This is a genomic window from Halomonas sp. (assembly GCF_033549285.1).
Taxonomy (GTDB): domain Bacteria; phylum Pseudomonadota; class Gammaproteobacteria; order Pseudomonadales; family Halomonadaceae; genus Halomonas.
Genome location: NZ_JAWSUJ010000041.1, coordinates 1 through 24,611 on the forward strand (window position 1 = coordinate 1; position 24,611 = coordinate 24,611).

A 24,611-nucleotide genomic window follows, 5' to 3' on the forward strand; every position below is an offset into this window, starting at 1 on the left:
CGCGAGTCGGCCTTCCCACTCCTCGAGTCGGGTATCGAGGAATTCCGGCAGCCCGGTGGCAGACGGTGACTCAGTAGAGGTGCACCGCCTCGAAGCGGGCGCGCGCGTCGCCCTCACCGTCGACGAGGGTCAGGGTTTCGCCCTCGACCTGCCAGCTGGCGATGTCGTCGAGGGCATCCAGAAATTCGCGCTCGAGCGCCATCACCTCGCCAGGACAGGCCATCATGGTGGTGGCCAACCGGTCGAAGCGTAACCGGTCGCCGTCACGCTCATACTCGCCCATCATGCGGTTGCAGCCGGTGGAGCCTGCCAGGCGGGCCTCCTCGGCATGCAGCACCAGATGCGCCTCGCGTGCCTCCTCAATGACCACCGCCTTGCGCTCACCCACCGTCACCAGCTTCCAGTAGGTATTCTCCAGGGGCTCGTTGACGGTGTCTCCGCCGGAGGTCGCATCATGCCCGGCACAACCGGTCAGGGCCAACGTGCCGACCAGCAGAGCAGCACACGAATACGTCTGTTTCATCGAGGTCCCTCCTTTGCCATCTGGGTAGATTGTAAACCGAAAGCTGCGACACCAACCCTGCTCGATCCGCAGTGGCGCTTCAGGCCGCCGCCTCGATTGCGTTGGAGGGTCTCGGAATCGGTAACACGCAGGCAGTCCAGCAGTTCCCGGGTGTCTGGGGAAAGCTGAGTCATGGAAGGGAATAAGGAGGTAGTCATTGGTGGGCCCAGCTGGACTCGAACCAGCGACCAAGGGATTATGAGTCCCCTGCTCTAACCAACTGAGCTATAGGCCCTTGCAACGGATGGCGCCGAGCGGCGCCGCAGTATGATAGCGAATGGCGATGAAGGTGACCATAGCCGGCCGCCCTTGGCTGGCCGAATCTCCCGCCGCGGCACTTCCTCCCCCGGCCGTGGTCTGCAGGTGGCCTGCCCTTCTGGAGATCGACCGGTGCGACACCGCCCTCTTTGCCGTTTCCCTGCCCTTGGTACTGCCCTGTTCGCCCTGCTGCTGGCCCTGCCGGCGGCCGCCGCCTGGGAGCTGGACCCCGAACGCTCGCGGGTGGCCGCCACCGTGGTGCAGATCGCCCCGACGGGCCCCATTGCCCATCAGCACGAGGTGCGTCGCCTCGCCGGCACCGCCGAGGCGGACGGCACCCTGCGCCTGCCCCTGCGGCTGGCCCAGAGCGACGTGATCGAGCGCATGGGATCGTTGCCGCCCTGGCTCTCCGGCCTCACCGAACAGCCCCTGGCCACCGTGACCACGCGCTTTCCGCCCCAGCGCCTGGAGGCGCTGGCCGTGGGCGAGTCGCTGGTGGAGGTGCTCGAGCTCTCGGTTCAGTCCGGCGGCACCACCCGCAGCGAGCCGCTGGCGGTGCGCTTCAGCCGCGAGTCCGCCGGTCGGGTGCGGGTCACCAACGCCGAGCGGGTGGCGCTGGATGGCCGCGAGCTGATGGCCAACCCGACGCTGCGCTCGGTACTGCTATTGCTCGGCTACGAGCAGATCGGCGACGAGGTGCCGGTCCTTCTCGACGCCGTGCTCATGCGGCGCTGAGCCGGGGACGAGTCAGGTCGCGGTGATGGCGAGGATCGTGTAGGGCGCCTCGCAGGCGTGGCGCTCGTCGCGCTCGTCGACGCTGCCCAGGCCCAGGTTGCGGTCGTTGTCGTAGGCGACGAACAGGCGATCATGGTCCAGCACCGCCAGGCCCTCGGCCTTGTGCTCGAACTCCAGCGGCAGGCCCGCCGGGGTGGTCACCAGGGTCGGGGGCCGGCCGACCCGGAAATCCTCCAGGCCGATCTCCCACAGGTAGCCGCCGATGCGCTCCTCGCCGGCTTCCTCCACCTCGAAGCTGTTCAGCAGGTAGAGCCGCGCGTGGTAGGGGTCGTACTCCAGGCTCGAGAGGCCGCAGTCGTAGCGGACCTCGGGATGCTCGCCCGGGTCGAAGGCATAGTGCTCGCGCAGCGCATCGAGGAACATCAGGTTGCCGCTCTCGCTGATCTCGTAATGGGCCCCCACCACCCGGCTCACGTAGGCGAAGTCGTCATGGGCCTCGCCCTGCTCGCGCACGCCGAACAGCAGCAGGCCGTCGCCCCGCTCGCCGGGGATCGCGGCGAGCCCCTCGATCTTGTAGTAGGGAAAGCCGATCGCGGCGTTCAGCTTGTCGCGCAGCTCCAGCGAGCCCGCCACGCCGTCGCGCGGGTCGGGGTCCACCACCTGAACCCGGTCCGGCTCGCCCAGCGGCCAGATCAGCAGGTGGTTGTAGTCGTTGAGGGCGTGGCTCTCGTCGTCGATGCGATCGAAGCCGGTGGTCGCCAGCACGTGGCGGCCATCGGCGGTCAGCGCGAAGTCCTCGTACTTCTCGGCCTGCTTGACCAGCGGCTGGGTAAAGTAGGTCAGCCGGCTGTCGTCGGGCCCCTCGGGGGTGAGGGGCACGGCGAACACGGCCGAGCGCGATTCGCCGGGGATCGGCTTGTCGCTGGCCATCAGCAGGCGCTCGCCATCGTAGGCCACCGCCGAGACCTCGGCGTTCACCAGCCGCCCCTTGGCATCCTTGAGGCCGGCGGGAAAGCAGTGGATGGTTCCCTGCTGCAGGATCCTGGCACTCACCATGTCGTCGTCCTCCGGATCGATGGATGCCTCACCCTACTACGCTGAAACCTGCGCCGGGAACCGCCCGGGGCGTCGCGGCGACGCCCCTTATCGATAATGATTATTGTTTGTATAATGAAGCTTTCCGCGGATCCGGTGGTCTCGCCATGCCCTCGTCCCTGGCTCGGCTCTATGTCGGCCCCCTGCAGCACCTCGCCCCACCGGCGATCGCGCCGGCAGCGCCCGAGGGCATGCCGGCTCGCGAGCTGCTCGACCCGGCACGCCTGGCGGGGCTGCTCGAGTGCTTCGGCGCCCGCTACGGCCAGGGCGATCGACGGGCGGTGGCCTCGCTATGGTCCAAGTGGCACTTCAGCGCCCTGGCGGGCCACGGCCTGGCAGCCAACCTGCTGCTCGAGCGCGACCTGCCGCTGGGGCTCGACGAGCTGCATCTCCGGCAATCCCCCGAGGGGCAGACCACCGGCCTGGTGCTTCGCCACGCCGGCCGCCCCCTGGCCAAGCTCGCGCCCCACTCGCGCTTCGCGACCCTGCTCGACGGCCACCTGGCGCCGCTGGTCGAGGCCCTGGCCACGGCCAGCGGCGCCTCGCCCAAGGTGTTCTGGAGCAACGCCGGCAACTACGTCGAGCACTTCGCCGGCGCCCTGGCCGACCATCCCATGGCCACAGCGGACGTCGCTGAACCCGCCCGGGCGCTGCTGGCGAGCCGTACCCTGCCCGACGGCCGACGCAACCCGCTCCATCGCCCGGTGCGCTACGTCGAGGGCGATGACGGCACCCCACGGCGGGTACGTCGCCTGTGCTGCATCCGCTACCTGATCGACGAGCTGGGCGTCTGCGGAAACTGCCCGCTGGCCTGCCGCCACAGGGCCCGTGCCGCCGAAACGCCCTGACCGCCTCACCCACGCGAGAGCCCACCCCCGCTGCCGGGGTGGGCCCTGTTGGCATGACTCACCGTGCCGTGGCTCAGTAGCGCCAGGTCAGGTTGGCCATGACATGGCGCGGGGCGCCATGAAATGCCTGGTCCCACTTGAGGCTGGTCAGGTACTTCTCGTCGGTGACGTTGTTGAGGTTCAGCGAGGCGGTCAGGCTGTCGCTGAAATCATAGCTCGCCATCAGGTCGACCAGGGCATAGGCCTCCTGGCGGGTCTTGCCCTCGGCGAGGTCACGGTCACGCTCGATATCGTCCTGCCAGCGCAGCCGTGCCCCCACCTTGAGGGCGTCCAGGGCGGCCGGCCGGTAGCTGGTGGTGGCGCGCACCAGGTGGCGCGGGATGTAGGTGTTGGTGGCGTCGCCCTCGGCGTCCTCGACCTCCAGGTAGGTATAGCCGACGCTGGCCTGCCAGCCCGGGGCCAGCTCGCCGGCCAGGGTCACCTCCACGCCCTCGCTGGTGATGCCGTCTCCGCCCGTATAGAAGGCGGTGCCGTCGGGCCGGGTGCCCGCCGGCTGGGCCACGTTGTCCTGCTCGGTGCGGAACAGCGCCAGCGAGGCATCGGCGCCGCCGTCGAACAGCTCGGCCTTGAGGCCCACCTCCTGGCTGACACCGTCGACGGGGTCGAGGTAGTCGCCGTTGCGGTCGATCTCGGTCTGCGGATTGAAGATCTCGGTGACGCTGGCATAGAGGGACGCCCGGTCGGTGACGTCATAGATCAGGCCGGCATAGGGCGTCAGCACCCGGTCGTGGTCGCTCGCCTGGGAGACCCCGTACTGCTCGCCGGTCGTATCGGCCCAGCTCAGCCGGGCGCCACCCACCGCGGTCCAGCGCTCGGCGAGGTCCAGCTTGGCCGCGCCATAGACGCTGCGCTCCTTGACCGTGGCATCGCCGTCGGTGCCGGGGAAGGCCACCCAGGCATCGGGTTCGGGGTAGCGCCCGTTCCAGTCGCCCAGCGGCGGCAGGCCCTGGCCGCCCGCATCGAAGCTCGCCGTGGGGTAGCGAGAGAGCTGCTGGTTGCGGCTCTGGCTCCAGTCCGTGCCCACCACCAGCTGGTGGCTGCGCCCGAAGGCATCGACGTCGCCCTTGGCATGCAGGTCGGCCACCCACTGCTCCAGGTGGCGATCGTACTTGCTCAGGGTCAGCTGGTCGTCGGCGATGCGCCCGGTGGCAGCATCGGGCGTCCCGTAGATGTAGAACAGCTGGGTGTCGGAGAGCATGTTCAGGTGGGTAAGCGTGCCCTTCAGCGACCAGCGATCGCCGAGTTCCTGCTGCACCTCGAGGAAGCTGCGATGGGTCTCCACGTCCCAGTAGGACCAGTCGGGGGCCGAGGAGGTCTCGACGTCGTAGTCGGTGGGGTTGCCGGCCGAGTCATAGAGCGGCAGCGAGCCCCACATGTTGCCGTCGGTGTCGTTCTGCTGCCAGGTGTGGCCGAGGGTCACCAGGGTGCTGTCGGTGACATCGGCCTCCAGCACGCCGTAGAGCAGCCCCCGCTCGCGGCTCAGCCGGTCCAGGTAGGAGTCACTCTCCATCCCCGCCGCCACCAGGCGCCCGCGGACGCGCCCCGCGTCGTCCAGCGGCCCGGCGAGGTCCAGTTCCAGGCGCCGCTGGTCCCAGGCGCCGATGCTCGCCGAGACCGAGGCCTGGGGCTCGAAGGTGGGCCGCTTGCGCACGAAGTTCACCGTCGCCGCCGGGTTGCCCGAGCCGGACATCAGCCCGGTGGCGCCGCGCACCACCTCCACCCGGTCGTAGATCGCGGTGTCCATGTCGCCATGCACGTTGTTGTACGGCATGGGCACGCGTATCCCGTCGACCTGGAAGTTGGAGATCTCGAAGCCCCGCGCCGTGTAGTAGGTGCGGTCCGTCTCCAGGCGCTCCACCGTGACACCGGGGGTGCTCTCCAGCACGTCATTGGTGGTGTCGAGGCTGAAGTCGTCGATCTGGGCCCGAGTCACGGTCGAGACGGACTGGGGCGTCTCGCGGGGCGTCAGGTCGAGCCTGGTCGCGGTGCTGGTGAGCGGCACCCGGTAACGCTCCGTGCCCTCGGTGATGACCGACAGCGCCTCGGCCTCGACGGTCACCGTCTCGAGTTCCTCGGCGGATCCGGCCTCCTGGGCCAGCAGGGCGGGCGAGACCAGCACGAAGGCACCGGCGGTGGCCAGGCCGAGGGCCCGGCGCACGGCCTGGGCCAGGGGATCGTCCCCGATGGGGCGGAAAGCGGGATGGGACATGGTTGAGCAAGCCTTTGGTTCTTATACAACGGGAATGCGCATGATAATGAGTCGCATTAACTAAAACAACCAAGAACGCTCAGCTTTTGAGTCGTCAATCAGGAAGGGCTTTCTCACCGGGAGGCGGCGAGAACCGGGGCGGTAGACGCCACCGGCGGCCCCAGGGCCGCCGGTGGCGAAAGGGATACAGGGAAGGGAAAAAGATCAGGCCAGGGGCGCGTCCGCCGCCTCGACCTCGCCGGTCTGCACCCGCCACTGGGCCGCATAGCGCCCGTTGCGCGCCAGCAGCTCCGCATGGGTGCCGCGCTCGACCACCCGCCCGCCGTGGACCACGGCGATCTGGTCGGCATGGACGATGGTCGAGAGCCGGTGGGCGATCATGATCACGGTGCGCTGGTGGGCGATGCGCTTCAGCGAGCGCTGGATGGCCGCCTCGGTCTCGTTGTCCACGGCGCTGGTGGCCTCGTCGAGCACCAGGATCGGCGGGTCCTTGAGCAGCGCCCGGGCCAGCGAGAGGCGCTGGCGCTGACCGCCGGAGAGGCGCACGCCGCGCTCCCCCACCGGGGTGTCGAGCCCTTGGGGCAGCGCCTGGATGAACGCCCAGGCCTCCGCCGTCTGTGCCGCGGCGATGATGTCGGCCTCCGGGGCATCCGGCTTGCCGTAGGCGATGTTATCGCGCACCGGGCCCTCGAACAGGTAGACGTCCTGGCTGACCAGGCCGATGGCCCGGCGCAGCGAGGCCAGCTCGAGCTCGCGGATCGGCTGGCCGTCGATGCGGATCTCCCCCGCCTCGGGGTCGTGGAAGCGCAGCAGCAGCTTGATCAGGGTCGACTTGCCGGAGCCGGTAGCGCCGACCAGGGCCAGGGTATGCCCTGCCGGCACGTCCAGTTGAATATCGCTCACTCCCTCGCCGCTGCCCGGGTAGCGAAAGCTCACGTCGGCGAAGGCCACTTCGCCGCGCACCGGCTCGGCCAGCGCCCGCCCTCCGTCGTCGCGCACGCGGATCGGCGTGGCCAGCAAGTCGAGGATGCGCCGCGTGCTGGCCATGGCGCGCTCGAAGAGGTCGATCACCTGGGCCAGGCCGGTCAGCGGCCACAGCAGCCGCTGGGTGAGGAACACCAGCACCCCGTAGGCGCCGACGTTCAGGTCACCCCGCAGGGCCATCATCCCGCCCACGGTGAAGGTGGCCAGGAAGCCGGCCAGGATCGCCATGCGGATCACCGGGATGAAGGCCGAGCTGATGCGGATCGCCCGCCGGTTGGCCTCCACGTAGGCCTCGCTTGCCTGGCGCAGCCGCTCGGCCTCGCGGACCTCGGCGGTGAAGCTCTTGATGGTGGCGATGCCGGCCAGGTTGTTGGAGAGCCGGCTCGAGAGGTCACCGACCCGCTCGCGCACCTCGGCATAGAGCGGCCCGGCCTTGCGCTGGAAATAGAAGGCGCCCCACACGATCAGCGGGATCGGCGTGAAGGCGAGCAGCGCGATCAGCGGCGAGAGCACGAAGAACACCGCCCCCACTGCCACCACGGTGACGCCGACCTGGATCATGGCGTTGGCACCGCCGTCCAGGAAGCGCTCGAGCTGGTTGACGTCGTCGTTCATGGTCGCCACCAGCTGGCCGGAGCTCCTCGACTCGAAGAAGCCCATGTCGAGCCGCTGGGCATGCTCGTAGGCGTCCTGGCGCAGATCGGCCTGCAGCCGCTGGGCGAGGTTGCGCCACAGCACCTGGAAGAGGTACTCGAACAGCGACTCCCCGGCCCAGATGAAGAAGGTCAGCGCGCCGAGGATCAGGATCTGCTCCCGGGCGGACTCGAAGCCGAGCCCCGCCACGAAGCTCTGCTCCTGGTTGACCACCACGTCAATGGCCACGCCGATGAGGATCTCCGGGGCGATGTCGAACAGCTTGTTGATGACCGAGCAGGCGCTGGCAGCGATGATCCGGCGGCGATAGCCGCGGGCATAGCGCAGCAGGCGTGCTAGGGCCCGGAAGCTGGAGGTGGTGGCATCAGACATGGGGATCGGGGGTCCTGGAGGGTGAAACGCCACAGCATACCGGGAAGGCGGCCGGCCCGAAACGGATCTTATTGATAACCATTATCACTGGAGGTAAGGTAGCGCCCATCGCCCGCCCCGCCCGGGCCCGCCGAAGGAGCGTCCTGCATGTTCGAACTGCGCGGAGCCGGTTTCGCCATCGCCGACCGGCCGCTGCTCGCCGCCACCGACCTGACCCTGGAGGGCGGCCGGGTGCACGGCCTGATCGGCCACAACGGCTCGGGCAAGTCGACCCTGCTCAAGCTGCTGGCCCGTCAGCAATCGGCCAGCCGAGGCGAGCTGGCCTTCGCCGGGCGCCCCCTGGCCCGCTGGGGGCAGCGCGAGTTCGCCCGCCGGGTGGCCTACCTGCCCCAGCAGCTGCCCGCCACCGAGAACCTGCTCGGCCGCGAGCTGGTGGCCATGGGTCGCTACCCCTGGCGCGGCCTGCTGGACCGGCATACCCGCGAGGACGAGGCGGCCATCGAGGAGGCCATCGCCGCGACCCACACCGAGGCCTTCGCCGACCGCCTGGTCGACACTCTCTCCGGCGGCGAACGCCAGCGGGTCTGGATGGCCATGCTGCTGGCCCAGGGCAGCGACTTCCTGCTGCTCGACGAGCCGCTCGCCGCGCTGGACATCGCCCACCAGGTGGAGGTGCTGACGCTGATCCGCGAGCTCAGCGAGACGCTGGGGCTCGGCGTGGTCATCGTGCTCCACGACGTCAACATGGCGGCGCGCTACTGCGACCACCTGGTCGCCCTGCACGGCGGGCGCGTGCTGGCCCGGGGCACCCCGGCCGAGCTGATGGACGAGGCCACCCTGGAGGCGATCTACGGCATCCCCATGCGCGTGATGGCGCATCCCGCCGGCCAGCACCTCGTCGCCCTGGTCCATGCCTGACGCGCTCGTCCGGCTGCTCCGCGGTCTCGTCCCTGGGCTGCTGCTGGTCCTGGCGCTGGTGCCGACGACCCGCGCCCAGGCCCAGCCGGCCGTCGCCACCCTCGACTGGACCCTGGCCGAGACCCTGATGGCGCTGGGCGTCACGCCGGCCGGCGTCGCCCAGCGCGACGCCTACCATGCCTGGGTGCGCGCGCCGCGCCTGCCCGAGGCCAGCGTCGATCTCGGCCTGCGCAGCCAGCCCAACCTGGAGCTGCTGGCGAGCCTCGCGCCCGACCGCCTCCTGATCTCGCCGATGTTCGCCCACCTGGCGCCGCGGCTGTCGCGCATCGCCCCGGTCACGACCCTGCCGTTCTACACCTCGGGCCGCGAGCCCTGGCCACAATTGCGCGAGCTGACCCGCGAGGTCGGTCGCCTGGCCGAGCACGAGGCGGCCGCCGAGCGGCTGATCGCCGAGACGGAGACGCGACTGGAGGCCCTGCGGCGGCGACTTCCCGAGCGGGTGCCTCCGCTGCTGGTGGTGCAGTTCATGGACGAGCGCCATGTCCGGGTGTTCGGCAAGGGCGGCCTCTACCAGGCCGTGATGGAGCGCCTAGGGCTGGACAACGCCTGGCGCGGCGAGACCAACGCCTGGGGCTTCTCGCTGGTGGGCCTGGAGCAGCTGGCCGGCCTGGAGGCTCGGCTGGTGGTGGTGGAGCCCTACCCGGAGGGCGTCGAGGCCGCGCTGGCCGACAGCGGCCTCTGGCAGCAGCAGCCCAGCGTGCGCAACGAATCCCTGATCACCCTGCCCCCGGTATGGAGCTTCGGCGCCCTGCCCTCGGCTCAGCGCTTCGCCGACCACCTGGTCGCCGCCCTGGAGGAGGCGCCCCATGACGACTGAGGCCGCCCGCCGCCACGCCCCTGCCCTGGTCTGCCTGCTGCCGGGCCTGGCGCTGCTGGCCCTGATACTCGGCTCGCTCGCCGAGGAGGGGCTGTTCGATGGCCTGCACTCGCTCACGACGGCGACGCCGGAGAGCGCCGAGGCGCTGGTACGCCACTACAGCTGGTGGCCGCGCCTGGCCATGGCGCTGCTGGCCGGCGGCGGCCTGGCCCTGGCCGGGGTGCTGATGCAGCAGGTGCTGCGCAACCCGCTGGCCGCGCCCACCACCCTGGGGGTGGCCAGCGGCGCCAACCTGGCGCTGATGGCCGCCACCCTGCTCGCCCCGGGCCTGTTGCTGGCCGGGCGCGAATGGGTCGCCCTGGCCGGCGGCGCCGGCGCCATGGCGCTGGTCTTCGCCCTGACCTGGCGCCGCGGCCTCTCCCCCGCGGTGGTGGTCCTCGCCGGCCTGGTGGTCAACCTCTACGCCGGGGCCCTGGGCATGGTGCTGCTGCTCTTCCACCAGGAGACCCTCAAGGGGCTGCTGATCTGGGGCGCCGGCTCGCTGGCCCAGAACGGCTGGCAAGACGCCGCCTTCTTGGCCCCGCGACTGCTGCTGGGCGGCTTGGCGGCCTGGCTGCTGCTGCGGCCGCTGACGGTGCTCGAGCTCGATGACGCCAGCGCCAGGAGCCTCGGCGTCTCGCTGAAGCACCTGCGCCTGGCGGGGCTGGGGCTGGCGGTCTTCCTCACCGCCTGCGTGGTCAGCGTGGTGGGGGTGGTCGGCTTCATTGGCCTGGCGGCGCCCAATATCGTGCGCCTGGCCGGGGCGCGCCACCTGGGGGCGCGGCTCGTCTGGTCGACGCTGCTCGGCGCCCTGCTGCTCGCCACCACCGACCTGCTGCTGCAGCGCTTCGCCGGCACCCTGCCCACCCTGCTTCCCACCGGGGCCACCACGGCCGCCCTGGGCACCCCGCTGCTGCTGTGGCTGATCCCGCGGCTGCACCTGGCGGCCGGCCGCCCGCCCGCCAGTGCCACGGCCCTGGCCCCACGCCACCCGGCCCCCGGGCGCCTGGCCGCGGGGCTGGCCCTGGGCCTTGTCGCCGCCCTCCTGCTTGCCCTGCTGCTGGGCCAGGCGGCCGGCGGCTGGTTCGCCACTATTGAGGAGGCGGTGCTGGCGTGGCGCTGGCCACGGCTGCTGGCCGCCGCGGCCAGCGGGGTGATGCTGGCCATCGCCGGCACCCTGATCCAGCGCCTCACCGCCAACCCCATGGCCAGCCCCGAGGTGCTGGGCATCAGCGGCGGCAGCGCCATCGCGCTGATCGCGGCGCTCTTCCTGCTGCCCGCCCCCGGCAACCTGACCCTGGTCGCCGCCGGCACCCTGGGCGCGCTGGCCAGCCTCACGGTGCTGGTCGTGCTCAACCGACGCAGCGGCTTCATGCCCGAACGGCTGCTGCTCAGCGGCGTGGCGATCACCGCCCTGTTCGACGCCGTGCGCGCCATCGTGCTGGCCGGCGGCGACCCCCGCGGCCAGCAGGTGATCGCCTGGCTCTCGGGCTCCACCTACTACGTCGATCCCGCCAGCTCGGCAGTGGTCGCGGGGCTCGCCGTGGGGCTGGCCCTGGCGGCCCGCCCCTTCGCCCGCTGGCTGGATATCCTGCCGCTGGGGGCGGCCACGGCCGCGGCCCTGGGCGTTCGGGTCGAGCGGGCCCGGCTGGCGCTGCTGCTGCTGGTCGCCCTGCTGACCGCCTGCGCCACCCTGGTGGTGGGCCCGCTCTCCTTCGTCGGCCTGCTGGCACCCCACATGGCACGGCTGGCGGGCTTCTCCCGGGCCCACGCACACCTGCTGGGGGCCGCGCTGATCGGCGCCCTGCTGATGGTGCTGGCGGACTGGCTGGGCCGCCAGCTGCTGTTCCCCGCCGAGATCCCCGCCGGCCTGGTGGCCTCGCTGCTGGGCGGCGCCTACTTCATGTGGGGCCTCGGGCGCCGATGATCGGGCCCGCGGCGGGCTCACCATTGAACTCGCCGGCCGCTGACCACACTAACGTGGATGAGGCGTCGAAAGGCGCCATCGATCACATGGACCTTCACGGATCACAAGGAGTGAACGCATGGCCCAACGCACACCGCTGAACCACGCCATCAAGCAAGCCACCCTCGGGGCGCTGCTCGCCGGCGGCCTGGCCGTCGCCGGCAGTGCCGTGGCCCAGCCCCAGGGCCTCTACTCGGCCGACGAACTGCTCGATGCCGATGTCTACGCCACCTCCGGCAGCGAACAGATCGGCGAGGTGGAGGACATCCTGCTCGACAACGACATGCAGGTCCGCGCCCTGGTCATCGACACCGGCAACCTCTTCGACTTCAAGGGCGAACAGCATTTCGTCATCGAGACCGGCAAGTTCACCGTCGAGACCCAGAACGGCAACAGCCTCGAGGAGATCGAGTACCGGGTGAACGTCGACATGAGCGAGGAGCAGATCGCCCAGCAGCCGCAGTACACCAATGACTGGTGGCAGAACGCCCGGGAAGGGGCCCAGCAGGCCTGGGAGGACACCAAGGAGGGCGCCGCCAGCGCCTGGGAATCCACCCAGGAAGGGGCGTCACGGGCCCTGGACCGCATCGGCGAGGCCCTGGAGAACGTCGGCGAACGGACCCGCGAGGCCGCCGACCGCTCCGCCGAGTAACGCCCCGGCCACCCTCTGCCTGCCAAGCCCGGTCATCGACCGGGCTTCTTGCTGGAGGACATCAGGCGCCGCTCGCGTCGACGGCCCTGGCTCTCCGCCAGTTACACGTTCTAACCTGAAGAGGCTGGCGTTTCGATCCTTGGCCCCGGACCTGCCGGGGCCTTTTCATGTCGGCGGCACGCCGGTGTTGCCCCGAGGGGCCTGCATTCACGACAATACGCGCCCTCTCCCGCCGCCACGCAAGGATGCCGCCCATGCTCGCCGAACTCTTCGCCGTGATGGCGCCAGTGCTCACCGGCGCGGGGCTCGGCTTCCTCTGGGTGCGCCTCGGCCACGACTTCCCGGTGGCCTTCGTCACCCGGCTGGTGTTCAACATCGGCACCCCGGCCCTGGTGCTGGCCTCGCTTGCCGGCGCCGAGATCGACGCCGGCAGCTTCGGGCGCACCATGCTGGCCACGGCGCTGGTGCTCACCGCCATGGCCGGCATGGCCTTCCTGCTGGCCCGGCTGCTGGGCAAGGACTGGCGGGTGCTGCTGGCCCCCACCATGTACCCCAACACCGGCAACATGGGCCTGCCGGTGGTGCTCTACGCCTTCGGCAGCGCCGGCTTCGCGTTCGGCATCACGGTGATGGTCACGGTCTCACTGTTCCAGTTCACCCTGGGCACCCTGCTGGCGAGCCGCGGCAACCCGTTGAAGTCGTTGGCCAGGACGCCGGTCGTCTACGCCATCCTGATCGCCCTGGGACTGCTGCTCACCGACACCGACCTGCCCCGCTGGCTCGCCAACAGCGTCGACCTGATCTCGGGCTTCACGGTGCCGCTGATGCTGATCACCCTGGGCGTCTCGCTGGCCAGCATCCATGCCCGCAACCTCGGCTCCGGCATCGGCTTCAGCCTGCTGCGCATCCCGGTGGCCGCCGGGGTCGCCTGGGGCATCGGCACCCTGCTGGCGCTGCCGCCCATGGCGCTGGCCATCCTGGTGCTGCAGATGAGCATGCCGGTAGCGGTGTTCAACTACCTCTTCGCCCAGAAGGCCGGACGCGAGCCGCAGTACGTGGCGAGCCTGGTGTTCTGCTCCACCCTGCTGTCGCTGGTCTACCTGCCGATCCTGCTGGCGATCCTGATGTAGCGCCGCCCTCACCTGAGCCCCTCGCCGGGAACACCCTCGCCCCGGCAGAGTCCCTGTGTAGGGTCTCTGTGAAGAGTCCCTATGCGGGTTCAGCCAACGAGGGAGAAGCCACATGCACTTGACACGTCATGCACTCTCCACCGCCCTGCTGCTGGGCGGCGCCCTGCTCGCCGCCCCGGCCGTGGCCGCGGAGGTGGTCGAGGAGCGCATTTCCACCGACCACCTTGATCTGCGCCTGGAGCGCGTGGCCGCGGGCCTCACGCATCCCTGGTCGGCCGCCGAGCTTCCCGACGGCCAGTGGCTGGTCACCGAGCGGCCCGGCCGCCTGGTGCGCATCGATGCCCAGGGCGAGGTCAGCCCCGTTTCCGGCGCGCCCGAGGTCTCCACCCACGGCCAGGGCGGCCTGCTCGATGTCGCCCTGCATCCCGACTACGGCCAGGGCAGCGACTGGGTCTACCTTACCTGGAGCCAGGCCGGCGATGGCGGCAGCGCCACCACCCTCTCCCGCGGGCGGCTGGAAGGCGACGCCCTGGTGGACCTGGAGACGCTGTTCGTCCAGGACCGCTTCTCCCGCCCCGGCCGCCACTACGGCTCGCGACTGGCCTGGCTGCCCGACGGCACCCTGCTGATGAGCGTCGGCGAGCGCGGCAGCCCGGAGCGCGCCCAGGACCGCGGCGACCACGCCGGCAGCGTGCTGCGCCTCACCGCCGAGGGCGGGGTGCCGGACGACAACCCCTTCGTCGACGACGCGAACGCCCGGCCCGAGCTCTTCACCTGGGGCAACCGCAATCCCCAGGGCCTGACCGTGGCGGCCGACGGCACGGCCTGGTCCACCGAGCACGGCCCGCGCACCGGCGACGAGCTCAACCGCCTGGAGGCGGATATCAACTACGGCTGGCCCGAGGTGAGCCGCGGCAACGACTACGCCACCAACCGGCCCATCGGCCGCGACAGCGCCCCCGGCATGCAGGACCCGGTGCACGTCTTCGCCGGGCGCTTCGCCCCCTCGGGCCTGGCCCAGGTGAGCGGCGACGCCTTTCCCGCCTGGCAGGGCCACCTGATGGCCGGGGGGCTGGCCAGCGAGCGGCTGGTGCGCCTCGCCCTGGACGGCGACAGGGTGGTCGAGCGCGAGGTGATCCTCGAGGGCGAGATCGGCCGCATCCGCGACGTGCGCCTGGGCCGCGACGGCGCCCTCTACCTGCTCAGCGACCACGCCGACGGCGGCCTCTACCGCCTGGTGCCCGCCGACTAGCCACGACGAGGGCCGCACCGGACGCGGCCCCAAGACCAAAGGGATCCCCATGCGCCTGCGCAACCTGATCATCGTCACGGTCATCGTGCCGCTCTTCCTGGTGCTGATGGTCTTCAGCCTGGTGGCCATCAAGTCGCTGGAGGACAACGTGCGCTCCAAGCTGGAGACCGAGGTCCAGACCATCAGCCGTGCCATCGGTACCTCCCTGGGCTATGCCCTGACCCGCGAGAGCCCGGAGTCGCTGCAGGAGACCCTGCAGTCGGCCTTCTCCTACAACCGCATCTACGGCGCCTATGTCTTCGACATCACGGGTAACGAGATCCACGGCCTGGGGCTCGGCGAGGCCCTCTACGACGCCGAGGAGCTCCAGGCGGTGGTCGAGGCGGGCGAGATGCACAGCGACTATCGCGAGGAGGATGGCTGGACCTACTTCTCGACGCTGATGCCGCTGCGCGCCCCCGACGGCACCATCCTCGGCGTGCTGCAGGTCAACCGCCTCAATACCGGCATCGAGAACTACACCGGCTTTCTCAGCCTGCTCGCCCTGGTCGCCTTCGGCATCGGTGCCGCGGGCATCGTGCTGGGCATCTGGTGGATGTTCCGGCGCCATATCGAGCGCCCGCTGAGCCGGCTGCTCGAGGTAATGGAGCGGGTCGCCCGGGGCGAGCGCCGCCAGCGGGCCACGATCCGCGGCCTCGACGAGTTCCGCCGGCTCGGCCTGGCCCTCAACCACATGCTCGACGCCCTGTCCGAGAAGGATGCCGACATCGAGGCCCGTCAGCGCCGCGAGATCGAGCTGGAGCGGCGCCTGCGCAAGTCGCGCAAGCTGGCCGAGCTCGGCGTGCTGGCCGCCGGGGTGGCCCACGAAGTCGGCACCCCGCTCACCGTCATCGAGGGCCAGGCCCAGCGCCTCGAGCGCCGCGACGGCATCGGCGACGACGAGCGACGGCGCCTGGGACGCATCCGCGGCGAGGTGCAGCGCATCGTCGAGATCGTGCGCCAGCTGATGGACCTGGGGCGCCAGCACAGCGTCGACAAGGAGCGGCTCGCCCTGGACGACCTGGTCCACGACGCCCGGCAGCTGGTCGAGGCCGACCTCGAGGCACGCGACATTCGCCTCGAGCCGACACTCCCGGACCCGCCGCTGATGCTGCTGGCCAATGGCCAGCAGCTGGTCCAGGTCCTCACCAACCTGCTGCGCAATGCCACCCAGGCCGAGGGCGTCCGGCGGATACGGCTCGTGGCCCGCCGCCGCGACGACAGCCTCTGCCTGACCATCGAGGACGACGGCTGCGGCATCCCCGAGGCCGACCGGACCCGGGTCTTCGACCCCTTCTTCACCACCAAGCCCGTGGGCCAGGGCAGCGGCCTCGGGCTCTCCATGGTCCATCGCATCATCAACGACCACGGCGGCTCCATCGGCGCCTTCGACAGCGCGCTGGGAGGCGCCGGCTTCGAGATCGTGCTGCCACTCGAGGACACCCCCCCATGAACGGACACAACATGCCAGACACGGAACGCGACACGCCTGCCCTGCCCCTGCTGGTCGTCGAGGACGACCCGGCCATCCTGGAGCTGCTCGAGGAGGAGCTGGCCGACGCCGGCTACGCGACTCTCACCGCGACAAGTGCCGAGCAGGCCCTGGCCACGCTCAGCCACAGCGAGGTGGCCCTGGTGATCAGCGACGTGCGCCTGCCGGGCATCGATGGCATGCAGCTGCTCGAGCGGCTGCGCCGCGAAGGGAGCACGGTGGGCTTCATCGTGATCACCGCCTTCGGCACCATCGACCAGGCGGTGGAGGCACTCAAGCAGGGCGCCGACGACTTCCTGACCAAGCCGCTGGACCTGGAGGGGCTGCGCGAGGCGGTCTACCGGGTGCTGGAAAGCCGCCGGCTGGCCTCGCGCCTGGCAAGCGACGGGGCGGCAAACAGCTTCCACGGCATCGTCGGCGAGAGCGAGGCGATGCAGTCGCTGTTCCACGACGCCGCCCGGCTGGCCGACAGCGACGCGCCCATGCTGCTGCTCGGCGAGAGCGGCACCGGCAAGGAGCTGATGGCGCGTGCCGTGCACGCCGAGAGCCCGCGTCGCGACGGTCCCTTCGTCGCCGTGAACTGCGCCAGCATTCCCGCCGAGCTGATGGAGAGCGAGTTCTTCGGCCACGTGAAGGGCGCCTTCACCGGCGCCGACGAGTCCCGCCAGGGGCTCTTCCAGGCCGCGCGGGGCGGCAGCCTCTTCCTCGACGAGATCGGCGAGATGCCTGTCGCGCTGCAGGCCAAGCTGCTGCGGGCCCTGCAGGAGAAGAGCGTGCGCCCGGTGGGCGCAGAGCGGGAGGACGCCGTGGACGTGCGCATCATCGCCGCCACCCATCGCCAGCTGGAGGAGGAGATCGAGGCGGGTCACTTCCGCAGCGACCTCTTCTATCGCCTGGAGACCTTCTCGCTGCGCATCCCGCCCCTGCGCGAACGGGAGGGGGACATCGAGCGGCTGATCCCGGCGCTGATCGACAAGCACGCCGGTCAGCAGGACAAGCGCATCGCGCGCATCGAGCCGGCGGCCCTGGAGGCCCTGCTCGGCTACGACTATCCGGGCAACGTTCGCGAGCTGGAGAACGCCATCATGCGGGCGGTGACCCTGGCCGAGGCGGGACAACTCTGTCACGCCGACCTGCCCCAGCGGCTCCGCGACCAGGGCGAGGCCCGGCGTCGCGCCTGCCGCGAGACCCGGGCCGACAGCACGCTGGCGAGCACCGCCACCCAGGCGGACTGGCCGAGCCTGGAAGAGGTGGAGAAGCGCTATATCCGCAAGGTGCTGGCGGCCACGGGCGGCAACAAGCGGCGCACCGCCGAGGTGCTGGGGATCGCCCGGCGCACCCTCTACCGTCGCCTCGAGGAGGAGTAGCCAGACAAAAAAGGACCCCCGCCGCAGCGGGGGCCAGGGGTCACATGCCGGGCCGGGCAGAGGGGAACGCGATGCACCGGCCTGGGAAGGGCATGGACCGGGAGAACCGTCCATCACGCAGGAGCCGCCCCGCGAAGCGGGGCAGCGCACAGGGCTTACCCGCCCTGCTCCTCATCCTCGCTGCTATCGCCCTCCTCGTCCCAGGGCGCTTCCTGCTCCTCGTTCTCGTACTCGTACTCCTCCTCGCCGCCGGCGGCAGAGTCATCGGCGCCGGGCATCGCCTCGGTGCCTTCACCGAAGCCGGGGTCCTGGGCCGGGTCGCCCTGGGCATTCGGCTCACCGGCCGCGGGGTCCGCCTGCTGGGTAGAGGGATCGGCCGCGGAGTCGGTGCTCTGGGTCGCGGGGTCGTCGCCCGGCACGGCCGGGTCCCCCTGGGCATTCGGATCGGCTGACGGGGCGCCGGCTGCCGGGTCGCCGGTCGCCGGATCTGCCTGCTGGCTCATGGGGTCGGCCGCGGAATCGGTGCTCTGGGCGGCAGGGTCCTCGTGCATGTCACCGAAGGCCAGCGGGCTGGCGATCAGGCCGAACGAGACACCGAGAATACCGAGCTTCTTGAGGGTTTCCTTGGACATCATCTTGCACCTCCTTCCTTAACGTGAAGATCGAGGGTGAATCGGGCGGGTTCGCCCGTCGAGTGACCGGCGGCTGTCCGTCCGGCCGGTCACCGATGAGACGCCGGCGGTCAGGAGCCGCTCCGGTCGTCGTCTTGCTCCTGGCTGCCGGATTCCGGCTCCGTGGCGGAGGCCGAGTCACCTGACGCCGCCTTTGCATCCATGGTGGACTCCTGGTCCATCACCTGGCCCTGCTGGGTGGCGGGATCCTGGCTCTCCATGCTCGAGTCCTGCCCCATGTCGGTCTCCTGCTCCGTGGAGGAGGACGAGGAAGACTCTCCATTCATACTTGAAGACTCCCCCTCCATGATGGAAGACGCCTCACCGGCCGGCGCTTCCTTCGTCGGCGGCTCCTCCTCGCCGTTGCCGCAGCCGGCCAAGGCCAGGCTGCCGAGCCCCAGGGCAGCGATCGCGGCGAGGGTCGTCAGCCGGCGCGATCGCCGCTCGCGGGGCCTGTCTCGGTTCAGCTCATGGTCGGTCATCGCTGTCTCCCTGGTCGTCGGGTCTTCACCCAACAGCAAGCAGCCAGCATGCCAGGCACCCGACATTCTCAATATAAAAACCATTAAATCAATAGTTTAAAAAATCCCTGGCAAGCAGAAAGCGCTGTTCGTCGAGGACCGGGAGGTGGTCAGATTCGACACATGGGTCATCCCTGCTCCATCCTGCACGTCTTCGACGCCCCGGGTTTTAATTTGAATGATCATTCAAAAACCGATAGGGTAGAAGCCACTCCATCGTCACCCGATGCCGCTGTCAACGCAGCAGCCTGGCATCATGACGTCGTTTTCTTACGTCACGACACTCGACCCTTCGGCGCTTCCCGCCCGGTGGCAGGGAGCCGACAAAAGGCAGAGCCAATGAACGAGAACCGAAACGTCAAGATTCGGGTACGCAACCTGAGCAAGGTCTTCGGCAACCAGCCGAAGAAGGCGCTCGAACTGCGCGACCAGGGACTGAAACGCCCCGAGATCCTCGACAAGACCGGCCAGACGCTGGGCCTGTCGAACATCGACTTCGATGTCTACGAGGGCGAGCTGCTGGTGATCATGGGGCTGTCCGGCTCGGGCAAGTCCACCCTGATCCGTTGTCTCAACCGGCTGATCGAGCCCACCGAGGGCGAGATCGTCATCGACGGCGAGAACATCCCCGAGCTCGGCGACAAGGCGCTGCTGGAGTGCCGTCGTCGCCACTTCTCCATGGTGTTCCAGAACTTCGCGCTCTTCCCCCACCGCACGGTGCAGCAGAACGCCGAGTTCGGCCTCGAGATCCGCGGCGTGGACAAGGAGGAGCGCGCCAGGGTGGCCCGCAATGCCCTCCACCAGGTGGGCCTGGACGGCTGGGAGGATGCCTACCCCAACCAGCTCTCCGGCGGCATGCAGCAGCGCGTGGGCCTGGCCCGGGCGCTGGCCAACGACTCGACGGTGCTGCTGATGGACGAGGCCTTCTCGGCACTGGACCCGCTGATCCGCGGCGACATGCAGCAGGAGCTGCTCGAGCTGCAGCACCGCATGCAGAAGACCACGGTGTTCATCACCCACGACCTGGACGAGGCGATCAACATCGGCGACCGCATCATCCTGCTCAAGGATGGCGAGATCGTGCAGATCGGCACGCCGGAGGAGATCCTCACCCATCCCGCGGACGACTATGTGGCGCGCTTCATCGAGGGCGTGGACATGTCCAGGATCCTCACCGCCGAGCATGCCATGCGGCCGGTGCGCGCCACCGTCCGCGAGGAGGACGGCCCGCGCACCACCCTGCGCAAGATGAGCGAGAACGGGCTGGACTCCATCTACGTCACCAGCCGTGACCGCAAGCTGCAGGGGCTCGTCGTGGTGGACGCCGTCGAGCAGGCCGCCAAGGAAGGCAAGGAGAACATCCGTGACATCATGACCCAGGACTTCCGCGCCGTCGGCCCCGAGGAACCGCTGCACAACCTCTTCGCGATGTTCAGCGAGAAGAGCTTCCCCATCGCCGTGGTGGACGACAGCCGCAGGCTGCTGGGCGTGGTGGTCAAGGGTGCCGTCCTCGACGAGCTGGCCCGGGCCGCCGAGCCCGCCCAGGTGGGCGAGGGCGAGAGCGATAACGCCAACCAGAACATCGCAGCGGCAGGAGACGCATGATGGCTATCGAGATTCCGCGCATACCGCTGGGCGACTGGATCGAGGGCGGCCTCGACTGGCTGACCAGCAATTACTCCATCGTCACCCGCGCCATCTCCCGGGTGACCCAGACCGGCATCGACGGGCTCAACGACGCCCTGATGTGGCTCCCCGAGTGGGGCCTGCTGGCGATCATCGTCGGGCTGTGCTGGTGGGTGGCGAACCTTCGCCTGGGCATCGGCGCCGCCCTCGGCCTGGCGCTGATCTGGAACATGGGGCTCTGGGAGCCGATGATCGAGACCCTCACCCTGGTGGTGATCGCCACCTTCGTGGCGGTGGTGATCGCCATCCCGGTGGGCATCGCCGCGGCGCTCTCCGAGCGGCTCTACAAGACGATCATGCCGATCCTGGACTTCATGCAGACCATGCCGGCCTTCGTCTACCTGATCCCGGCGATTCCGTTCTTCGGCATCGGCTCGGTGTCGGCCATCTTCGCCACGGTGATCTTCTCCATGCCGCCGGCGATCCGCTTCACCACCCTGGGCATTCGCCAGGTACCGGTAGAGCTGATCGAGGCCGCCGACGCCTACGGGGCGACCCGCGGCCAGAAGCTGCTCAAGGTCCAGCTGCCGATGTCGCTGCCCACGGTGATGGCCGGCATCAACCAGACCATCATGCTGGCGCTCTCCATGGTGGTGATCGCCGCCATGATCGGCGCCGACGGCCTGGGCAGCGAGGTGTGGCGCGCCATCCAGCGCCTGCGGCCGGGCGACGGCTTCGAGGCCGGCATCGCCGTGGTGATACTCGCCATGCTGCTCGACCGCGTGACCCAGTCGCTGCGCAAGGGCCGCAAGACTTGATCATCGAGGCCACCCCTTGAATCCTTGGGGGGGCACCTCCAAGGTAAATGGTTGAACATCAAGAGAAGGAAAGCACGATGAACAAGCATCCGATGAACCGTCGCATCCGTCTTGCCGGCCTGGCCCTGGCCGCCGGCACCGCGCTCGCCGCCGGTTCCGCCCAGGCCCAGGAGAAGGGCAGCGTGCACCTGGCCTACGTGGAGTGGTCCTCCGAGGTCGCCTCCACCAACGTGGTGCGCGCCGTGCTGGAGCAGGCCGGCTATGAGGTGGAGATGACCTCGCTCTCCGCCGCCGCCATGTGGCAGGCCGTGGCCACCGGCGATGCCGATGCCATCGTCGCTGCCTGGCTGCCCACCACCCACGCCGACTATCTGGAGCGCGTGGGCGACGAGGTCGTCGACCTGGGTCCCAACCTGGACGGTACCAAGCTGGGCCTGGTGGTGCCGGCCTACAGCGAGGTCGACTCCATCGCCGAGCTCAACGACCACGCCGACTCCTTCAATGGCGAGATCATCGGCATCGATCCGGGCGCCGGCCTGATGGGCCTCACCGAGGAGGTGGTCGACACCTATGACCTCGACCTTGCCCTGCGCAGCGGCAGCGGCGCCACCATGACCGCGGCCCTGCAAAGCGCCATCCAGAACGAGGAAGACGTGGTGGTCACCGGCTGGACGCCGCACTGGAAGTTCGCCCGCTGGGACCTCAAGTACCTCGAGGACCCGGAGAACGTCTACGGCGGCGCCGAGCAGATCCACACCATCGCCCGTCAGGGGCTCGAGGAGGAGATGCCGGAGGCCTACGCCATCCTGGACGCCTTCGAGTGGACCCCGGAGCAGATGGGTGAGGTCATGCTGATGAACCAGGAGGAAGGCGCCGACCCCTACGAGAACGCCAAGCAGTGGGTCGAGGAGAACCAGGACCTGGTTCAGGAGTGGCTGCCCGAATCCTGAGGGTAGGACAGGCTTCGCCCGTCCGGCGAGGCTGAGCGCATCGAGCGCAAGGGGAGACACCGCAGGGTGTCTCCCCTTCTCGTTGGCGACGACCGGTCATGTGGCGAACCCTGTCGCCCAACACAGACAGGTACACTGCAATCCCCGGCCGGGATGGGTACCATGGCCGCTCGAGATGCACAGTGCCGCCGTTGAATCGTCGCCTGGCAAGGTGGCGCGGAACGGTCACACTGAACAGACTCGCAGGACCTTCGTGGCCAACAAGGAGATACAGGCATGTTCAAGAAGATCATGGTGCCGGTTGACCTGGCACATCTCGAGCTGATCGAGCCGTCGCTGCAGGCGGTGGCGGACCTTGCTCGCCACTATGATGCCGAAGTCTGCTACGTGGGGGTGACCGCCAATACGCCCGGCAGCGTGGCGCGCACGCCCCAGGAGTTCTCGCAGAAGCTAGAGGCCTTCGCCCAGGAGCGGCACAAGGTCCACGGCCAGCCGGTCACCACCCATACCATCGTCAGTCCCGACCCGATCGCCGATCTCGACGACGACCTGATCGAGGCCATCGACGAGGTGGGCGCCGATCTCGTGGTCATGCCGACCCATCCGCCCAAGCATGTGGATGCGATCATGCCGTCCCACGGCGGCAAGGTGGCAACGCATACCAAGGCATCGGTGTTCCTGGTGCGTCCGGGGGCCGGCAAGTAAGCCGGATCGATAAACGCAAGCACACCAATAACCGCAAGGGAGATGTCTCGTGGCTCAAGATCCCCAAGACGAGAAACCCCAGGAGCCGAATACCGGCTCCGAGGGGATTCCCGCCCCGCAGGGGGCGGCGAACCTGATCGATACCGACTATGTGATCGGCCAGGACAACATCACTGCCTCACCGCTGGGCGTGAATGTGGACCTGCACGGCAAGGTCTTCATCTTCTCCTCGATCGTGATCCTGCTGTTCGTGATCCTGACGCTGGCCCTGCAGGATCAGATGGAGCCGATCTTCAACAGCATGTTCAGCTTCCTGACCACCAACCTGGGCTGGTTCTTCCTGCTGGGCGCCAACGTCTTCGTGATCCTGGCGCTGGTGCTGATCTTCACCCCAATGGGCAAGGTGCGCATCGGCGGCGCCGACGCCACACCGGACTTCGGCTACGCCGGCTGGTTCTCGATGCTGTTCGCCGCGGGCATGGGCATCGGGCTGATGTTCTACGGGGTCTCGGAGCCGCTGGGCCACTATGGCACCGCCATGGGCGGTATCAGCATGGGCGAGGATGGTATCCGCACCGACTGGGCGCCGCTGGGTGCGGCCGCGGGTGACCAGGCCGGCGCCATCGACCTGAGCATGGCCGCCACCATCTTCCACTGGGGTTTTCACCCCTGGGGCGCCTACGCCATTGTCGGCCTGTCGCTGGCGATCTTCGCCTTCAACAAGGGCCTGCCGCTGACCATGCGCTCGATCTTCTACCCGATCCTGGGTGAGCGCACCTGGGGCTGGCCGGGTCACGTGATCGATATCCTGGCGGTGTTCGCCACCCTGTTTGGCCTGACCACCTCCCTGGGCATCGGTGCCACCCAGGCGGCCGGGGGCCTCAACTACCTGTTCGGCATCCCCTCCGGCGACACCACCCTGGTGCTGCTGATCCTGGGGATTACCCTCGTGGCCCTGGGCTCGATCATGCTCGGCGTCGACAAGGGCGTACAGCGCCTCTCGCAGATCAACATGGTGCTCGCCGCCCTGCTGCTGCTGTTCGTGATCGTCGTCGGCCCGACGCTGATGATCGCCACCGGCGTGCTCGATAACCTGATCGGCTACGTGACCCACCTGCCGGCACTCTCCATGCCGTTCGGGCGCGAGGACGCCAACTTCAGCCAAGGCTGGACGGCCTTCTACTGGGCCTGGTGGATCGCCTGGTCGCCCTTCGTCGGCATGTTCATTGCCCGCGTCAGCCGCGGCCGCACCGTGCGTGAGTTCCTGATCTCGGTGCTGCTGGTGCCGTCGATGGCCTCGGTGGTGTGGATGACCGCCTTCGGCACCACTGCCATCGACCAGGTGATCAACCAGGGCATCACCGACGTGCAGGATGCCGCCCTGGAACTGCAGCTGTTCACCATGCTCGAGCACCTGCCGCTGACCGCCATCACCTCCTTCGTCGGGATCACGCTGGTGATCGTGTTCTTCATCACTTCCTCCGACTCCGGCTCGCTGGTGATCGACTCCATCACCGCCGGCGGCAAGGTCGACGCACCCAAGCCCCAGCGTATCTTCTGGGCGCTGATCGAGGGGGCACTGGCCATCGCCCTGCTGCTCGGCGGCGGTCTCGCCGCCCTGCAGACGGCGGCCTTGACCACCGGCCTGCCCTTCACCCTGGTGCTGCTGGTGGGCTGCTACGCCATCGTCAAGGGACTGATGAGCGAGCCGAAAGCCAAGTAGGTCCGACACGCCTCATTGGCGTTCGGCAAGCAACGGAAAGGCGGCCCGCGGGCCGCCTTTCTCGTTTCCGTTTCACCTTCCGGCCGGG

21 protein-coding genes and 1 tRNA gene are annotated in these 24,611 nt (G+C 69.3%); 15 read left to right on the plus strand and 7 right to left on the minus strand.

All coding sequences use genetic code 11. The features are described 5' to 3' along the window. Positions 1–70: 70 nt before the first annotated feature. Positions 71–523, minus strand: coding sequence for an META domain-containing protein (locus SCI24_RS10850; protein ID WP_318725381.1), 453 nt, complete (start codon positions 521–523; stop codon positions 71–73). A 197-nt stretch (positions 524–720) separates the two neighbouring features. Beyond that, a tRNA-Ile gene (locus SCI24_RS10855) sits at positions 721–797 on the minus strand. Between the two features lie 155 nt (positions 798–952). Here SCI24_RS10855 and SCI24_RS10860 point away from each other — a divergent pair. Then, complete coding sequence (locus tag SCI24_RS10860) at positions 953–1,555, plus strand: hypothetical protein (RefSeq protein WP_318725382.1); 603 nt, start codon at positions 953–955, stop codon at positions 1,553–1,555. A 12-nt stretch (positions 1,556–1,567) separates the two neighbouring features. Here SCI24_RS10860 and SCI24_RS10865 read toward each other — a convergent pair whose 3' ends face one another. After that, on the minus strand, positions 1,568–2,611 hold the full coding sequence (locus SCI24_RS10865) for a hypothetical protein (RefSeq protein ID WP_318725383.1): 1,044 nt from the start codon (positions 2,609–2,611) through the stop codon (positions 1,568–1,570). A gap of 146 nt (positions 2,612–2,757) precedes the next feature. Here SCI24_RS10865 and fhuF point away from each other — a divergent pair, with 146 nt between their 5' ends. After that, positions 2,758–3,498 carry a siderophore-iron reductase FhuF gene (fhuF, locus tag SCI24_RS10870; RefSeq protein ID WP_318725384.1) on the plus strand — a complete coding sequence of 247 codons (741 nt, stop codon included), beginning with the start codon at positions 2,758–2,760 and terminating at the stop codon, positions 3,496–3,498. Between the two features lie 73 nt (positions 3,499–3,571). On the opposite strand, the gene SCI24_RS10875 is transcribed toward fhuF, so the two are convergent. Together SCI24_RS10875 and SCI24_RS10880 are read right to left on the minus strand one after the other, a co-directional pair. Next, entirely contained in the window at positions 3,572–5,767 is a 2,196-nt protein-coding gene (locus tag SCI24_RS10875; RefSeq protein ID WP_318725385.1) for a TonB-dependent siderophore receptor, read from the minus strand. 204 nt (positions 5,768–5,971) lie between these two features. Then, the gene (locus tag SCI24_RS10880) at positions 5,972–7,777 is read right to left on the minus strand and encodes an ABC transporter ATP-binding protein (RefSeq protein ID WP_318725386.1); all 1,806 of its coding nucleotides are present in this window, start codon (positions 7,775–7,777) and stop codon (positions 5,972–5,974) included. Positions 7,778–7,924: 147 nt separating this feature from the next. On the opposite strand from SCI24_RS10880, the gene SCI24_RS10885 reads away from it, so the two are divergent. The 8 genes from SCI24_RS10885 to SCI24_RS10920 all read left to right on the plus strand — a co-directional run bounded on the left by SCI24_RS10885 (position 7,925) and on the right by SCI24_RS10920 (position 17,509). Then, entirely contained in the window at positions 7,925–8,695 is a 771-nt protein-coding gene (locus tag SCI24_RS10885) for an ABC transporter ATP-binding protein (RefSeq protein ID WP_318725387.1), read from the plus strand. Beyond that, on the plus strand, positions 8,688–9,572 hold the full coding sequence (locus SCI24_RS10890; protein ID WP_318725388.1) for an ABC transporter substrate-binding protein: 885 nt from the start codon (positions 8,688–8,690) through the stop codon (positions 9,570–9,572). The genes SCI24_RS10885 and SCI24_RS10890 overlap by 8 nt, the downstream gene beginning before the upstream one ends. Next, entirely contained in the window at positions 9,562–11,538 is a 1,977-nt protein-coding gene (gene fhuB / locus SCI24_RS10895; RefSeq protein ID WP_318725389.1) for a Fe(3+)-hydroxamate ABC transporter permease FhuB, read from the plus strand. Before SCI24_RS10890 ends, fhuB begins: the two co-directional genes overlap by 11 nt. A gap of 118 nt (positions 11,539–11,656) precedes the next feature. Continuing rightward, positions 11,657–12,229 (plus strand): PRC-barrel domain-containing protein, encoded by a 573-nt coding sequence (locus SCI24_RS10900; protein ID WP_318725390.1) that lies wholly within the window; start codon positions 11,657–11,659, stop codon positions 12,227–12,229. A gap of 254 nt (positions 12,230–12,483) precedes the next feature. Continuing rightward, positions 12,484–13,359 (plus strand): AEC family transporter, encoded by an 876-nt coding sequence (locus tag SCI24_RS10905; RefSeq protein ID WP_318725391.1) that lies wholly within the window; start codon positions 12,484–12,486, stop codon positions 13,357–13,359. Positions 13,360–13,471: 112 nt separating this feature from the next. Continuing rightward, on the plus strand, positions 13,472–14,611 hold the full coding sequence (locus SCI24_RS10910; protein WP_318725392.1) for a PQQ-dependent sugar dehydrogenase: 1,140 nt from the start codon (positions 13,472–13,474) through the stop codon (positions 14,609–14,611). Between the two features lie 49 nt (positions 14,612–14,660). Further along, positions 14,661–16,103 (plus strand): ATP-binding protein, encoded by a 1,443-nt coding sequence (locus tag SCI24_RS10915; protein ID WP_318725393.1) that lies wholly within the window; start codon positions 14,661–14,663, stop codon positions 16,101–16,103. Further along, positions 16,100–17,509 carry a sigma-54 dependent transcriptional regulator gene (locus SCI24_RS10920; RefSeq protein WP_318725394.1) on the plus strand — a complete coding sequence of 470 codons (1,410 nt, stop codon included), beginning with the start codon at positions 16,100–16,102 and terminating at the stop codon, positions 17,507–17,509. The genes SCI24_RS10915 and SCI24_RS10920 overlap by 4 nt, the downstream gene beginning before the upstream one ends. Before the next feature lie 155 nt (positions 17,510–17,664). Here the strand turns inward: SCI24_RS10920 and SCI24_RS10925 are convergent, their stop codons facing one another. Continuing rightward, on the minus strand, positions 17,665–18,144 hold the full coding sequence (locus SCI24_RS10925; RefSeq protein WP_318725409.1) for a hypothetical protein: 480 nt from the start codon (positions 18,142–18,144) through the stop codon (positions 17,665–17,667). Between the two features lie 107 nt (positions 18,145–18,251). After that, positions 18,252–18,662 (minus strand): hypothetical protein, encoded by a 411-nt coding sequence (locus SCI24_RS10930; RefSeq protein ID WP_318725395.1) that lies wholly within the window; start codon positions 18,660–18,662, stop codon positions 18,252–18,254. A 378-nt stretch (positions 18,663–19,040) separates the two neighbouring features. Between SCI24_RS10930 and SCI24_RS10935 the strand changes: the two genes are divergently transcribed. The 5 genes from SCI24_RS10935 to SCI24_RS10955 all read left to right on the plus strand — a co-directional run bounded on the left by SCI24_RS10935 (position 19,041) and on the right by SCI24_RS10955 (position 24,523). After that, complete coding sequence (locus tag SCI24_RS10935) at positions 19,041–20,306, plus strand: glycine betaine/L-proline ABC transporter ATP-binding protein (RefSeq protein WP_318725396.1); 1,266 nt, start codon at positions 19,041–19,043, stop codon at positions 20,304–20,306. Positions 20,307–20,311: 5 nt separating this feature from the next. Continuing rightward, on the plus strand, positions 20,312–21,145 hold the full coding sequence (locus SCI24_RS10940; RefSeq protein WP_318725408.1) for a proline/glycine betaine ABC transporter permease: 834 nt from the start codon (positions 20,312–20,314) through the stop codon (positions 21,143–21,145). Positions 21,146–21,222: 77 nt separating this feature from the next. Further along, entirely contained in the window at positions 21,223–22,095 is an 873-nt protein-coding gene (locus tag SCI24_RS10945) for a glycine betaine ABC transporter substrate-binding protein (RefSeq protein ID WP_318725397.1), read from the plus strand. A gap of 276 nt (positions 22,096–22,371) precedes the next feature. Next, positions 22,372–22,800, plus strand: coding sequence for a universal stress protein (locus SCI24_RS10950; protein WP_318725398.1), 429 nt, complete (start codon positions 22,372–22,374; stop codon positions 22,798–22,800). 49 nt (positions 22,801–22,849) lie between these two features. Then, positions 22,850–24,523, plus strand: a complete 1,674-nt coding sequence (locus SCI24_RS10955; RefSeq protein WP_318725399.1) for a BCCT family transporter — start codon at positions 22,850–22,852, stop codon at positions 24,521–24,523. Positions 24,524–24,611: the final 88 nt, after the last annotated feature.

Excerpts from the sequence above, each read along its gene's own strand:
- SCI24_RS10850 (WP_318725381.1), bottom strand. The coding sequence starts at position 523 with ATGAAACAGACGTATTCGTGTGCTGCTCTGCTGGTCGGCACGTTGGCC.
- SCI24_RS10865 (WP_318725383.1), bottom strand. The coding sequence starts at position 2,611 with ATGGTGAGTGCCAGGATCCTGCAGCAGGGAACCATCCACTGCTTTCCC.
- fhuF (WP_318725384.1), top strand. The coding sequence starts at position 2,758 with ATGCCCTCGTCCCTGGCTCGGCTCTATGTCGGCCCCCTGCAGCACCTC.
- SCI24_RS10875 (WP_318725385.1), bottom strand. The coding sequence starts at position 5,767 with ATGTCCCATCCCGCTTTCCGCCCCATCGGGGACGATCCCCTGGCCCAG.
- SCI24_RS10880 (WP_318725386.1), bottom strand. The coding sequence starts at position 7,777 with ATGTCTGATGCCACCACCTCCAGCTTCCGGGCCCTAGCACGCCTGCTG.
- SCI24_RS10885 (WP_318725387.1), top strand. The coding sequence starts at position 7,925 with ATGTTCGAACTGCGCGGAGCCGGTTTCGCCATCGCCGACCGGCCGCTG.
- SCI24_RS10890 (WP_318725388.1), top strand. The coding sequence starts at position 8,688 with ATGCCTGACGCGCTCGTCCGGCTGCTCCGCGGTCTCGTCCCTGGGCTG.
- fhuB (WP_318725389.1), top strand. The coding sequence starts at position 9,562 with ATGACGACTGAGGCCGCCCGCCGCCACGCCCCTGCCCTGGTCTGCCTG.
- SCI24_RS10900 (WP_318725390.1), top strand. The coding sequence starts at position 11,657 with ATGGCCCAACGCACACCGCTGAACCACGCCATCAAGCAAGCCACCCTC.
- SCI24_RS10905 (WP_318725391.1), top strand. The coding sequence starts at position 12,484 with ATGCTCGCCGAACTCTTCGCCGTGATGGCGCCAGTGCTCACCGGCGCG.
- SCI24_RS10910 (WP_318725392.1), top strand. The coding sequence starts at position 13,472 with ATGCACTTGACACGTCATGCACTCTCCACCGCCCTGCTGCTGGGCGGC.
- SCI24_RS10915 (WP_318725393.1), top strand. The coding sequence starts at position 14,661 with ATGCGCCTGCGCAACCTGATCATCGTCACGGTCATCGTGCCGCTCTTC.
- SCI24_RS10920 (WP_318725394.1), top strand. The coding sequence starts at position 16,100 with ATGAACGGACACAACATGCCAGACACGGAACGCGACACGCCTGCCCTG.
- SCI24_RS10925 (WP_318725409.1), bottom strand. The coding sequence starts at position 18,144 with ATGATGTCCAAGGAAACCCTCAAGAAGCTCGGTATTCTCGGTGTCTCG.
- SCI24_RS10930 (WP_318725395.1), bottom strand. The coding sequence starts at position 18,662 with ATGACCGACCATGAGCTGAACCGAGACAGGCCCCGCGAGCGGCGATCG.
- SCI24_RS10935 (WP_318725396.1), top strand. The coding sequence starts at position 19,041 with ATGAACGAGAACCGAAACGTCAAGATTCGGGTACGCAACCTGAGCAAG.
- SCI24_RS10945 (WP_318725397.1), top strand. The coding sequence starts at position 21,223 with ATGAACAAGCATCCGATGAACCGTCGCATCCGTCTTGCCGGCCTGGCC.
- SCI24_RS10950 (WP_318725398.1), top strand. The coding sequence starts at position 22,372 with ATGTTCAAGAAGATCATGGTGCCGGTTGACCTGGCACATCTCGAGCTG.